8 protein-coding genes are annotated in these 12,880 nt (G+C 67.1%); 3 read left to right on the top strand and 5 right to left on the bottom strand.

Features of this window, described 5'->3' with window-relative positions; genetic code table 11:
* Positions 1-26: 26 nt before the first annotated feature.
* The gene (locus P1P75_RS02775) at positions 27-2,411 is read right to left on the bottom strand and encodes a DUF6049 family protein (protein WP_319251438.1); all 2,385 of its coding nucleotides are present in this window, start codon (positions 2,409-2,411) and stop codon (positions 27-29) included.
* 256 nt (positions 2,412-2,667) lie between these two features.
* On the opposite strand from P1P75_RS02775, the gene P1P75_RS02770 reads away from it, so the two are divergent.
* Complete coding sequence (locus P1P75_RS02770; protein WP_319251436.1) at positions 2,668-4,134, top strand: CCA tRNA nucleotidyltransferase; 1,467 nt, start codon at positions 2,668-2,670, stop codon at positions 4,132-4,134.
* A gap of 101 nt (positions 4,135-4,235) precedes the next feature.
* Here the strand turns inward: P1P75_RS02770 and P1P75_RS02765 are convergent, their stop codons facing one another.
* From P1P75_RS02765 to P1P75_RS02750, 4 genes are all read right to left on the bottom strand, one after another.
* A complete protein-coding gene (locus P1P75_RS02765; RefSeq protein WP_319251434.1) occupies positions 4,236-4,733 on the bottom strand; it encodes a hypothetical protein in 498 nt (165 codons plus the stop codon).
* A 125-nt stretch (positions 4,734-4,858) separates the two neighbouring features.
* Positions 4,859-6,121, bottom strand: coding sequence for an MFS transporter (locus P1P75_RS02760; RefSeq protein ID WP_319251432.1), 1,263 nt, complete (start codon positions 6,119-6,121; stop codon positions 4,859-4,861).
* Positions 6,122-6,285: 164 nt separating this feature from the next.
* Positions 6,286-7,368 carry an inositol-3-phosphate synthase gene (locus tag P1P75_RS02755; RefSeq protein WP_319251430.1) on the bottom strand — a complete coding sequence of 361 codons (1,083 nt, stop codon included), beginning with the start codon at positions 7,366-7,368 and terminating at the stop codon, positions 6,286-6,288.
* A gap of 44 nt (positions 7,369-7,412) precedes the next feature.
* Positions 7,413-8,096, bottom strand: coding sequence for a helix-turn-helix transcriptional regulator (locus P1P75_RS02750; protein WP_319251427.1), 684 nt, complete (start codon positions 8,094-8,096; stop codon positions 7,413-7,415).
* Positions 8,097-8,481: 385 nt separating this feature from the next.
* Here P1P75_RS02750 and P1P75_RS02745 point away from each other — a divergent pair, with 385 nt between their 5' ends.
* Both P1P75_RS02745 and P1P75_RS02740 read left to right on the top strand, forming a co-directional pair.
* Entirely contained in the window at positions 8,482-11,172 is a 2,691-nt protein-coding gene (locus P1P75_RS02745; RefSeq protein WP_319251425.1) for a transglycosylase domain-containing protein, read from the top strand.
* Positions 11,173-11,303: 131 nt separating this feature from the next.
* Positions 11,304-12,803: a glycosyltransferase 87 family protein gene (locus P1P75_RS02740; RefSeq protein ID WP_319251423.1), complete on the top strand. Its 1,500-nt coding sequence runs from the start codon at positions 11,304-11,306 to the stop codon at positions 12,801-12,803.
* Positions 12,804-12,880: the final 77 nt, after the last annotated feature.

The following is a 12,880-nucleotide window of genomic DNA, read 5'->3' as shown; positions in this document are numbered from 1 at the left end:
TTCCGGGCCGACCGGCCACGACATCCTCAACGGTCCACTCTCTCACCCGTCCCGGACGGGTCGGTGCTTTCCGCTGCGGTGTCCGGTGTCCCGTCACTCGGCTGCACCGGGTCGTCTGCCCCGGACCGGGCGTCCGATTCTGCGTCGGGTCCGTTCCCGGAGTCCTGCGAGTTCTCGGCCGTGCCGGATTCCGGGTCCGTCTCGGCGGTGCTGTTGTCCTCGGACTCTCGGGCCGCGGCGCGCTTGCGCTGGGTGTACATCCGGAAGCCGGCCAGCACGAGCAGCAGGACACCGCCGCCGATGACGAGCATCACGGTGGCCGTGAACTCGGTGACCTTCACGTCGAAGGTGACCGGCGCGCCGTATGCCCTGCCGTCCTCCGTGTACAGCTGGGCGACGACCGCCGCCTGGCCGTTGGCCTTGGCCGAGGTGGTGAACTTCACCGTTGTGCTGTGTCCGCCGGAGACTTCGATGGGCTGCTCGTCGTAGGCCTCGCCGTCGATCTCGAGACGGGTCGGATTGGTCGAGGTGAGTCGCAGAACCAGGCGGTCGACACCCTGCACGAGGTTGTTCTGCACCGTCACCGGGATCGTGGCGCTGCGTCCGGAGAGCTTGAGCTCGGACTTCTGGATCAGCGTGACCTGTTCGGCCAGCGTGGTGAGGTAGGCCTGGACACCCTGGCGGAAGCTGCTCGCCGCGGTGGTCCGGCCCCGCCAGGATGTGGACATCTCGCGGTTGATGGCGCGCCCAAAGGGGGTCACCACCCGGGAGGAGTCGGTCAGGATCACCTTGAAGTTGTCGAGCCGGTCCTGCGTGGTCGCGATGTCCACGAAGGCCGACCGCGGCAGCTCCCGCTTGGTGAGCGAGGAGGGGTACTCCGACCGGGACGGCACCCTCGTCGCGGCGCGGGGGTCGGGCTTGGCCGCCGCGGTCGCCGTGAGCTGCTGGGCCTGTGACCAGGTTCCGTCCTGCAGAGCGGTCACCGCTTCCGCCATCGCCTGGACCTGACCCGCGGTCGGCATGCGCTGGGGAGCGACGACGATGCTGCGCTGCTTGTCCGTCTGGAGATTCAGCGACAGGCTCTGCGCGAGGAACTCCTGCACGGCGAGCGTGGAAGCGGAGGCCTTCGTCAGGTCGCCCTGGAACGCCTCCGACAGCCCGGAGTCCGCGACGACCGCGGTGGTACCGCCGCCGATGGGGCGGGCCGCGGAGGGGGTGTACGACAGGCCGCCCTTCTCCTTGAGGCTGTCGCTGCGCGCGATCACCTTGTCGGCGCCCGCGGAGGTGGCGACCTTCACGATCGACGGGTCGACGGCACCCTCCACAGGCCAGGCGAAGTCGGTGCTGGGGGTCACATGGAGCACGGTCTCCACCGTGCTGGCGGCGACACCGGTGGCGGCCTTGAGCTGGTTCAGGGAGCCGGTGACGCTGGTGCCGCTGTGCGCGAGGGAGGCCAGGTCAGGGTCGGCGTAAGGCAGCGCGACGACCTGTTTGCCCTGCACGGCCTGCTGAAGTCCGGCGAGCCACCGGCCGGCGACGGCCTGGTGCTCGCCTGCCGTGGTGGTGTCCCCGGCGACGATGTTGTACCGCTCGGTCATTGCGTCCACGGAGGCGAGCAGGGCCGGGTCGATCACCCAGGTCACGTCGAGGCTCTTGCCGAGGCTCAGAAGCTGGTCGAGGCGGCCGCCGGGAGAGATCTCCGCAGCGAGGTCGTCGTTGAGGAACACCGGGGTCTGCTGTTCGTTCGACCCGGTCTCGGCGGTCATGTGGACGTCCGAGATCAGTGGCCACAGGACGGTCGTACGCGTTTTGGTGTCGGCCTCGTCGGGCTGCCACGGCAGGAACGTCCGCTGGACACCCAGCACCCGCTCCCACGGCTTCGCGGACGTCTCGCCCGACAAGGCGACGCCCAGCGGGTACACACCGCCGTCTCCGAGGTCGAGCTCGTCGACCGGTACGGAGATGCTGAACTGTTCGGAGACCCCGGGAGTGAGCTTGGCGAACTTGGCGACGTATTTGTCGCCCACGACGGATCCGGTGGAGCTGGTGATGTCGTCCGACCGTTTGGCGGTTCTGTCGATCGCCGAGCGGGTGGTCAGCGCGGCTCCCACACGCAGGTCCACATGAGCGTCCGTGACGGTTTGCTTGCCCTTGTTGGTCACCGTGCCGGAGACGGTCAGCGTGTCGCCCTCGGTGGGGACACTGGGGCTGAGCGTGTCGACGGCGACGGTCACCGTGCCCGTGTCGGAGGCTTCCTTGGCGACGGTCTGTTCCGCGGCGTGCGCCGAGGACGCGGGCAGCTGGAGCAGACCGGCCAGCAGAGGCGCCGCCGCGAGCAGTGCTCCGGTGCGCCCCAGCCACCGGCGGGCAGGTGAGGGAGCCATCCCCGGGAAGTCTGCCGCCTCGGCCACGCGCTCGTCCGTCCCTCGTCGTCGTCAGTGGTCGTCGGAATGTGCGTCCACGCATGGTAACGATGCCCGCTGAGAGGAAGTGCCGCGGTCTGCTCCACAAGATCAGGTGCGAGCGCGGTGACATCCCCTATGTGCTCGTATAAAGAAGAGCGGCCATATGTGTCGCAAATGCTGGCTTATGGGGCTGTCGTGGAGGGTGTCGGTCCGCCCTAATAGGGGCGCCCGCGCTGTGCTGGGCCACGTACCCTCTTCTGTTGTGCCGAACGCCAACGAAGACAACCTCAGTGCCCTGAGCCAGGTGCAGCACCGCGCGGTGAGTGAACTCCTGCGGGTGGCGCCTGTCGCCGACGACCTGGCCCGCCGATTCCAGGAGGCCGGATTCTCACTCGCCCTGGTCGGAGGCTCGGTCCGGGACGCGTTGCTCGGCCGGCTCGGCAACGACCTGGACTTCACGACGGACGCCCGCCCCGAGGATGTACTGAAGATCATCCGACCCTGGGCGGATGCCGTGTGGGAGGTCGGGATCGCCTTCGGCACGGTGGCCGCGCAGAAGGAAGCCCGGGTCGGAGACGCTGATCGAAGCTTCCAGATCGAGGTGACCACCTACCGGTCGGAGGCCTACGACCGCACCTCCCGCAAGCCCGAGGTGTCGTACGGCGACTCCATCGAGCAGGACCTGGTCCGGCGTGACTTCACGGTGAACGCGATGGCCGTGGCGCTCCCGGAGAAGGAGTTCATCGATCCCCACGGTGGCCTCGACGACCTCGCCGCACGGGTGCTGCGCACCCCGGGGACGCCCGAGGAGTCCTTCTCGGACGACCCGCTGCGAATGATGCGTGCTGCCCGTTTCGCCGCCCAGCTCGACTTCGAGGTGGCTCCGGAGGTCATCGCGGCGATGACCGGGATGGCCGGCCGGCTCGAGATCGTCTCGGCCGAACGGGTTCGGGACGAGCTCAACAAGCTGATCCTCTCCACGCACCCGCGCAAGGGCCTGACGCTGCTCGTCGACACCGGGCTCGCCGAGCATGTGCTCCCGGAACTGCCCGCTCTGCGGCTGGAGAGTGACGAGCACCACCGGCACAAGGACGTCTACGAGCACACGCTGATCGTCCTGGAGCAGGCGATCGAGCTGGAGGAGGACGGGCCGGACCTCACCCTCCGTCTGGCCGCGCTGCTGCACGACATCGGCAAGCCGCGCACCCGCCGGTTCGAGGAGGACGGCCGGGTCTCCTTCCACCACCACGAGGTGGTCGGCGCGAAGATGACCAAGAAGCGCATGACCGCGCTGAAGTACTCCAACGAACTGGTGAAGGACGTCTCGCGCCTGGTCGAACTCCACCTGCGCTTCCACGGCTACGGCACGGGTGAATGGACGGACTCCGCTGTCCGCCGGTACGTCCGGGACGCTGGACCGCTCCTCGACCGTCTGCACAAGCTGACTCGCTCGGACTGCACGACGCGCAACAAGCGCAGGGCGACCGCGCTCTCGCGCGCGTACGACGGACTGCAGGAGCGGATCGACGAGTTGAAGGAGCAGGAGGAGCTGGACTCGATCCGCCCGGACCTCGACGGCAACCAGATCATGGAGATTCTGGGCGTCGGCCCCGGTCCCGCGGTGGGCAAGGCGTACAAGCACCTGCTGGAGCTGCGGCTGGAGAACGGGCCGATGGGGTACGACGCGGCGGTGGCGGCGCTCCGGGAGTGGTGGGCCAAGGAAGGGTGAGGGTGTGAAGCGGGGTCATGTTTCACGTGAAACATGACCCCGCTTCGATAGGCGAAGGGGCGGTGTTTCACGTGAAACACCGCCCCTTCGCTGCGACTGCCTTACTTGGAGTAGTCCTTCAGGCAGAGCAGGAAGTTACTGCCGTCACCGGTCTCGGTGTACGTGTACTGGAAGTCCTTGGCCTCTGTCGAGCACTTGGTCTCTGCGGAGGTCGCGGAGTAGTCGCCCTTGACCTTCGCCAGCACCACGTACTGGGCCTTCGAGGAACTGCACTCGACGATCTCGAGGTCGGGGTCGTTGTCGTTCGTGCTGCCGCGGTGCATGCAGTCGCCGACCGCTGCGGCGCTGGCGTCGTCCTGGCTCGTTATGAAGTAAGCGATACCCGCGCCGATGACCGCCAGGACGATCACGACGTTCTTGATCAGCTTGAAGCTGAGCTTGCGGCTGGGCGGCGCCGGGGGGACCGCTCCGTAGGGGGAGTTGGCCTGCTGCGGGAAGCCGGGCTGCGGCGGATACGGAGCCTGGCCCTGGGGCTGGCCGTAGGGCTGCTGGCCCTGCTGCGCAAACGGATTCTCGCCCTGAGGCGGCGGAGTCGTCACTTGGGGGTCCCCCTAGAGAGCATTAGGTGTGTGACGCGTGAGACGCGAGATAAGACGCACGTAAGCTACCGGCCCCCACTGACAACCCTGTAGCCCAGGGGGTGTCTGTGGCATTGATGTGACACTTACTGGCGTGTAAATCGGGCCATTGCTACAGAAACAGCCCCGTAGATAACGGCGACCGTGACCACCAGAGCCGTGGACCGCCCGTCCGGCGGCAGCATCACGGCGGCCACTCCGGCGGCGCCGACGAAGGCGACGTTGAACAGCACGTCATAGAGGGAGAAGGCGCGGCCGCGGAAGCCGTCCTCCACGGAGGACTGGACGATGGTGTCGGTGGCGATCTTCGCCCCTTGGGTGACGAGTCCCAGGACGAAGACCGCGGTGAACGCGGCGGCTTCGCTGAACGGGAGCATCAGCGCGAGCTCCAGGACGGCTGCCGAGGCCGAGCAGACCACGATCCAGCGGCCGGGACCCAGCCGCCCGGCCGCCGACGGGGTCACCACGGCCGCCACGAAGAAGCCCAGGCCCGCGATGCCCACCGCCAGCCCGAGCAGGGCCAGCCCCTCCTCGGAATCGGAGGACCAGGCGTACCGGCAGAGCATCAGCATCATGACCGTGAGGGCGCCGTAGCAGAACCGCATCAGCGTGATCGCGCCGAGCGCCCAGGCCGTTCGTCGGCGAGCCGGCTCGGCGAGGTGTCGCAGGCCGGCTGCCAGACCGCGGGCCGTGCCCCGGAGAGCCGCCGTGAGGCGGGGTGGGACCCGTTCCCGCTCGGGGCCGAGCAGGTCCACCGCAAGGCGCAGGGACATCAGAGCGGCGCACAGATACAGCGCCGAGCCCAGCAGCACGATGGCGGCGTCGGAGTCCGCGACCAGCAGCCGGACCACGAAGGCGAGTCCACCTCCCGCGGTCGCGGCGAGCGTCCCGGCGGTCGGTGAGAGGGAGTTGGCGATGACCAGGCGCTCCGCGTCGACCACCCGCGGCAGAGCCGCCGACAGGCCGGCGAGAACGAAGCGGTTGACCGCGGTGACGCAGAGGGCGGAAGCGTAGAAGAGCCAGTCCGGAACGCCGCCGATGATGAGGACGGCCGTGACGGACGCCAACAGGGCGCGCAGGAGGTTTCCGTAGAGGAACACCTGACGGCGCCGCCAGCGGTCGAGGAGGACGCCGGCAAAGGGGCCCACCAGGGAGTACGGGAGCAACAGAACCGCCATGGCGGAGGCGATCGCGGTGGCCGAGGTCTGTTTCTCCGGGGAGAAGACGACGTAGGCCGCGAGTGCGACCTGGTAGACGCCGTCGGCGCACTGGGAGAGGAGCCGTACGGCGAGCAGGCGCCGGAAGGCACCGAAGCGCAGCAGGACGCGTAGATCGCGGACGACGGCCATGAGGGACAGCCTCACACACGGCGAGGTCCCCGGATCACATGGACCCGGGGACCCTCGTCAGCCCTGGCAGGAGCGAATTTTCAGCGCTGTCGGCAACAGCGCGGTGTGCTGTGCCGAGCCGGCACGCGACCCTGTGTGGAGTCCGCGCGCCGTGCTCGGCCGAATCAGCGCTCGACTTCGCCGCGGATGAACTTCTCGACGTTCTCGTAGGCCTCGTCGTCGAAGTACTGGACCGGCGGGGACTTCATGAAGTAACTCGACGCCGACAGGATCGGGCCGCCGATGCCGCGGTCCTTGGCGATCTTCGCGGCGCGCAGGGCGTCGATGATGACACCCGCCGAGTTCGGGGAGTCCCACACCTCGAGCTTGTACTCCAGGTTCAGCGGGACGTCACCGAAGGCACGGCCCTCGAGACGGACGTATGCCCACTTGCGGTCGTCCAGCCAGGCCACGTAGTCCGAAGGACCGATGTGGACGTTCTTCTCGCCCATGTCGCGGTCGGGGATCTGCGAGGTGACGGCCTGCGTCTTCGAGATCTTCTTGGACTCGAGGCGGTCACGCTCCAACATGTTCTTGAAGTCCATGTTGCCGCCGACGTTGAGCTGCATCGTGCGCTCGAGACGGACACCGCGGTCCTCGAACAGCTTCGCCATCACACGGTGGGTGATGGTGGCGCCGACCTGCGACTTGATGTCGTCGCCGACGATCGGAACGCCGGCCTCGGTGAACTTGTCCGCCCAGGACTTGGTGCCGGCGATGAAGACCGGAAGGGCGTTGACGAAGGCGACCTTGGCGTCGATGGCGCACTGGGCGTAGAACTTCGCCGCGTCCTCGGAACCGACAGGCAGGTAGCAGACGAGCACGTCGACCTGCTTGTCCTTGAGGATCCGGACAATGTCGACCGGCTCCTCGGCGGACTCCTCGATGGTCTGGCGGTAGTACTTGCCCAGACCATCGAGGGTGTGGCCGCGCTGAACCGTGACGCCCTTGTTCGGGACGTCACAGATCTTGATCGTGTTGTTCTCGCTGGCACCGATGGCGTCGGAGAGGTCGAGGCCGACCTTCTTCGCGTCGACGTCGAAGGCGGCGACGAACTCGACGTCACCGACGTGGTATTCCCCGAACTGCACGTGCATCAGGCCCGGGACCTTGGACGCCGGGTCGGCGTCCTTGTAGTACTCGACGCCCTGCACCAGCGACGCCGCGCAGTTGCCCACGCCGACGATGGCTACGCGAACCGAACCCATTCCGGTTGCTCCCTGTGTGTATGAGTGAGGCCCTGAATGGGCTCTCACGTGGCGGTTTCGCCGGGCGTATCCGTCCCGGGGTTGTCCCCGGGACGGGGCAGGCCGCCCGTCGATCCAGATGTGTTGTTCTGCTGAGCGGACCCCCCGGAGCCGGAACCTTTCAGGTCCCGTCCGGCCCGCTCGCTCTCGATGAGCTCGTTCAGCCAGCGCACTTCGCGCTCCACGGACTCCATTCCGTGGCGCTGGAGCTCAAGCGTGTAGTCGTCGAGGCGCTCCCTGGTGCGCGCCAGGGAGGCGCGCATCTTCTCGAGACGCTCCTCCAGGCGGCTGCGGCGGCCCTCCAGGACGCGCATGCGCACATCGCGGGAGGTCTGCCCGAAGAAGGCGAAGCGAGCGGCGAAGGTCTCGTCCTCGTACGCGTCCGGGCCCGTCTGGGAGAGCAGCTCCTCGAAGTGTTCCTTACCTTCTGCCGTCAGCCGGTAGACGATCTTGGCGCGACGCCCGGTGAGAGAGGCGGCGAGAGCGTCCTCCCCGCTGTTCCCCGGTTCCTCGATCAACCAGCCGTTGGCGACGAGCGTCTTGAGGCAGGGATAGAGGGTTCCGTAGCTGAACGCACGGAACACGCCCAGTGATGTGTTGAGTCGTTTGCGCAGCTCGTAGCCGTGCATCGGGGACTCGCGGAGCAGGCCGAGGACGGCGAATTCGAGGATCCCGGAACGCCGGCTCATCGTCGCCTCCCCTCTCTTCCGCGCCCGTGGTGACGGGTCCGCTGACGGTCTTATGCCGTGCTGATGTATCGACTCGATACATCAGCACGATAGAACGACCTCCGGGCTTGGACAAGAGGGTCGATGGTGAACGGGATCACATCACCGATTCGTTGCAGGCAAGTTGCCTGTTTTGGGGTGAACTTCGGGACTAGGCAGGTTTTGACAGTGCGTAGTCTGTGCGCCATGCAAACCACCGGGACTCGCGTGACGCCGGGGGGCGTCGAGTTCCCCGGTGCGGTACGGGTGAATGCGCCAGCAACCTCATCCGTACTTCGGGGGGACAGGAAACCAGCCGCCGTTTCCAGGCGCGCACGGATGCGCCTGCCCGAGGAGTAGTCGTTCGATGAGCGAGCACCGTCGCAAACCGCCGCAGTCGCAGGAAGGCGGACGTGCCGCGGCCCGACGCGGCCAGTCCGGCTCGTCCTCCGGCCGCCGTGCGGCACCGCGAGGCGCCACCGGGTCTCCTTCCGACTCGTACGGGTCGGGTTTCCACGGGCCTGGAGGCGAGGAGCCGTCGTCCGGTGGCCGTGCCGACGGCCGCCGCGCGGCACAGAGAAGCACGGGTGGCCGGCGCAGAGCCGCCGAGCCCGCAGGAAGCCGCCGAGGCGGTCCGTCCGGACCCCCGGGCCGGGGCGGAGGGCGCCCGGCGCCCGGCAAGAAGCGCCTGATCGATTATCCGCGCGCGGGCAAGTACGGCTGGCAGCGCTGGGTGCCGTCCTGGAAGCTCGTCACCGGCCTGTTCGTTGCGTTCATGGGCAGCCTGGTCGCGGTGGCGGGCGTTGGGTACGCCGTCGTCGACATCCCCAAGGTCGACGAGACGGCCGAGGCACAGAACAACGTCTACTACTGGTCCGACGGCAGTCAGATGGTTGCCACCGGTGGTGAGACGAACCGCCAGATCATCGGTCTCTCACAGATCCCCGAGGCGATGCGCTGGGCGGTGATCTCGCAGGAGAACAAGACGTTCTACGACGACAGCGGAATCGACCCCAAGGGCATCGCGCGCGCGGTGTTCAACATGGCGCGGGGCGGACAGACGCAGGGTGGCTCGACCATCACCCAGCAGTACGTCAAGAACGCCATGCTGAACGACCAGTCCCAGACGATCTCCCGGAAGTTCAAGGAGATCTTCGTCTCGATCAAGGTCGGGGCGGAGCAGGACAAGGACGACATCATCGAGGGCTATCTGAACTCGGCGTACTACGGGCGCAACGCCTACGGCATTCAGGCGGCCGCCCGCGCGTACTTCGACAAGGACGCCATCGACCTCAACGAGGGTGAGTGTGCCTTCCTGGCCGCCACGCTGAAGGGCGCCACTTACTACGACCCGGCAGGCTCCCGCTCCATCGACCCGACCGGGGCGACGCCGGAGGCCAACAGCAAGCGTGCTCTGAACCAGATGCAGGACACCCTCGACAAGATGGTCGAGTACAAGCACCTGGACGCCGCGACTCGTGCCAAATACACCCAGCTGCCCGCGTGGAAGAATCCGCGCTCGAACACCCAGCTGAGCGGCCAGGTCGGCTACCTCGTCGACCTCGCCAACAGCTACGTGATCACCAACGGCAAGGAAACCGGGATCACCCAGGACAAGCTTCAGCAGGGTGGCTACTCGATCTACACGACCTTCGACAAGAACAAGGTCAAGCAACTCACGACGGCGGTCTCGAAGGTCCAGAAGGCCAACATCAAGCCGGAAAAACGTCCCGAGGACACGCACGTCCAGTTCGGCGGGGCGTCCGTGAACCCGGCGACCGGTGCCATCGAGGCGATCTACGGCGGTGAGGACGCGACCAAGCACTTCACCAACAACGCCGACCAGACCGGTGCCCAGGTGGGTTCGACGTTCAAGCCGTTCGTCCTCGCGGCGGCGATGACCTGGGGCGTCCGTGACAAGGACCTGGGGTCGTCGCAGGCCCAGGACGAACGCACCATCGTCTCCCCCAAGAGCCTGTTCAGCGGTCAGAACAAGCTCAAGATCAAGGAGTACGACGGATCGGTCTGGAAGAACGAGAAGGGCGAGGAGTGGCTGCAGACCAATGACGGCCAGGCCGACTACGGCAGCCCGCCCAACTACAAGATCGACCTGCGTGAGGCGATGCGCGAGTCGGTGAACTCGGCCTTCGTCCAGCTGGGCATGGATGTCGGCCTGGACAAGGTGAAGGAGGCCGCCACCAGCGCCGGTGTCAAGGAGGGCAGCCTCACCGGCGCCGGCTTCCCGTCGTTCTCGATCGGCATCTCCGACCCGAGCGCGATCCGGATGGCGGGTTCCTATGCCACCTTCGCCGCCAGTGGCAAGCAGCGTGACCCCTACTCGGTCCAGAAGGTCACGAGCCAGGAGGGCGTGATCTACACGCACAAGACCCAGACCGATCAGGGATTCACTTCGGCGGTCGCCGACAACGTCACGGACGTGCTGAAGACCGTGGTCGAGAAGGGAACGGGTACCGCCGCGCAGCTGCCCGGTCGTGAAGTGGCCGGCAAGACCGGTACCACCGACGGCAACAAGTCGGCCTGGTTCGTCGGCTACACGCCCCAGCTGTCGACCGCGATCACCATGTTCCGGTACGACGACGACGAGACCAAGAAGAACCGCACCTTCCTGAAGATGTTCGGAACGGGTGGCCAGAAGAAGATCCACGGTGCCTCGTTCCCGGCGGAGATCTGGCACGACTACATGGCCGAGGCCATGAAGAATCTGCCGAAGAAGAGCTTCCCGGAGCCTGTGCCCATCGGTGAGGTCGTCAACGAGGACCCGCTCCCGTCGCCCAGCCCGTCGGTCACGGAGAGCGAAGACGAGACAAGCCCCTCGCCGTCCCCGAGCCCCAGCAAGACGGAGACCGAGCCGTCGCCCTCCCCGTCCGATACCTGCAACAGCTTCTTCGGCTGCCAGGACGACGCCGGCGGCGTGAACGGCGGAGGCGACAACGGCGGAACCGGTGAGACGAGTCCCTCGCCATCCCCCAGCGACACCGAGGGTGACAGCAGGGGCAACGGCAACGCTGGGAACTTCTTCGGAGGATCAAGCGGTTAGTCGCGCAATTGCCCCGCACGGGTGTTTCACGTGAAACATGCGGATGTTTCACGTGAAACGAGGGCCGCCTCACCGGACCAGGTGGGGCGGCCCTCGGTGTTTACCTAGGTCCTTACGGCAGGATGTGAGCCATGCCCAGTGCAGAATCGACGCCAGCGCGCGTGCATGAGCCGGAGCCGGTGCGGCCGACCAGGACTGACGAGGTGGCCGCGGCCGGCAGCGAGCTGATCGGCGGCCCTCTGGGGCTACGAGCCCTGACCGGGACGTCCTGGCTGTCCCCTGTCCGGGTCGTCGCCCTCGTGGCGATCGGGATGTTCGCCCTCGGCCTGATCCAGAAGGCGCCCTGCTACAACGGCGGCTGGTTCTTCGGCGCGGTCTCCCAGTACACACACGCCTGCTACTCGGACATCCCGCACCTGTATCAGGGGCGCGGATTCGCCGACGGACTCGTGCCGTACTTCGACAAGCTCCCCGGTGACATGCAGTACCTCGAATACCCGGTCCTCACCGGAGTGTTCATGGAGGTCGCCGCGTGGCTGACGCCGGGCAGCGGCAGCGCTCAGCACCAGGGTCAGTGGTACTGGATGGTCAACGCCGGGATGCTGATGGCATGCGCGGCCGTCATGGCCGTCTGCGTGGCCAGGACGCACGCCCGGCGGCCCTGGGACGGTCTGCTGGTGGCCCTGGCGCCCGCGTTCGCCCTCACTGCCACCATCAACTGGGATCTGCTGGCGGTCGCTCTGACGGCCGCGGCGATGCTGATGTGGTCGCGGCGTCGACCCCTCGCGTTCGGTGTGCTGCTGGGGCTGGCCACCGCCGCCAAGCTCTACCCCGTCTTCCTCCTGGGCCCTCTGTTCGTCCTGTGCTGGAGGGCGGGCAAGTGGCGGGACTTCGGCGTGGCCCTGGGTGGTGCGCTCGTCGCCTGGCTGATGGTGAACCTGCCGGTGATGCTCTTCGCCTTCGAAGGTTGGTCGAAGTTCTACACGTTCAGCCAGGAGCGGGGCGTCGACTTCGGGTCGATCTGGCTGATCCTCGCCCAGAACTCCAGCGATCCGCTCACCACCGACAGCGTCAACACCCTCGCCACGCTCCTGGTTGTGGTGAGCGGACTGGGTATCGGGGCGCTGACGCTGACCGCTCCGCGGCGCCCCCGGTTCGCTCAACTGGCCTTTCTGATCGTGGCTGCCTTCATCCTCACCAACAAGGTCTACTCGCCGCAGTACGTCCTGTGGCTCGTGCCGCTGGCCGTACTGGCCCGGCCGAAGTGGCGCGACTTTCTGATCTGGCAGGCCTGTGAGGTGGCGTACTTCCTCGGCATCTGGCTGTACCTCGCGTACACCACCAGCGGAGACGCCCACAAGGGACTGCCGACCGACGGCTATCACTGGGCCATCGGCGTGCACCTGCTCGGGACGCTCTATCTGTGCGTCATGGTGGTACGGGACATTCTGATGCCCGAGCGGGACGTCGTCCGCCAGGCCGGGGACGACGATCCCTCGGGCGGGGTGCTCAACGGCGCCGAGGACGTCTTCGTCCTCGGAACCGCGGCCCGTCCAGCCCGGCATGCGGCCCACTTCGACGGACCGCAGGTGGAGTGGGGCAAGCAGGACCCGGCCGACAGTTCGCCCTGAGCGAACACGGAGCGGTCCGTACACGTAGAAGGCCGTACACGGAAGGCTCCGTGTACGGCCTTACGCGTTGCCGTGCT

Origin of the sequence: Streptomyces sp. ID05-39B (assembly GCF_033794725.1) — a bacterium.
In the GTDB taxonomy this organism is placed as follows: Bacteria; Actinomycetota; Actinomycetes; order Streptomycetales; family Streptomycetaceae; genus Streptomyces; species Streptomyces bobili.
This window is presented reverse-complemented; position numbering and strand designations above follow the sequence as displayed.

Bases quoted from the DNA above. Each gene is read 5' to 3' on its own strand.
- P1P75_RS02760 (WP_319251432.1), bottom strand. From the start codon at position 6,121: ATGGCCGTCGTCCGCGATCTACGCGTCCTGCTGCGCTTCGGTGCCTTC.
- P1P75_RS02755 (WP_319251430.1), bottom strand. From the start codon at position 7,368: ATGGGTTCGGTTCGCGTAGCCATCGTCGGCGTGGGCAACTGCGCGGCG.
- P1P75_RS02750 (WP_319251427.1), bottom strand. From the start codon at position 8,096: ATGAGCCGGCGTTCCGGGATCCTCGAATTCGCCGTCCTCGGCCTGCTC.
- P1P75_RS02745 (WP_319251425.1), top strand. From the start codon at position 8,482: ATGAGCGAGCACCGTCGCAAACCGCCGCAGTCGCAGGAAGGCGGACGT.
- P1P75_RS02740 (WP_319251423.1), top strand. From the start codon at position 11,304: ATGCCCAGTGCAGAATCGACGCCAGCGCGCGTGCATGAGCCGGAGCCG.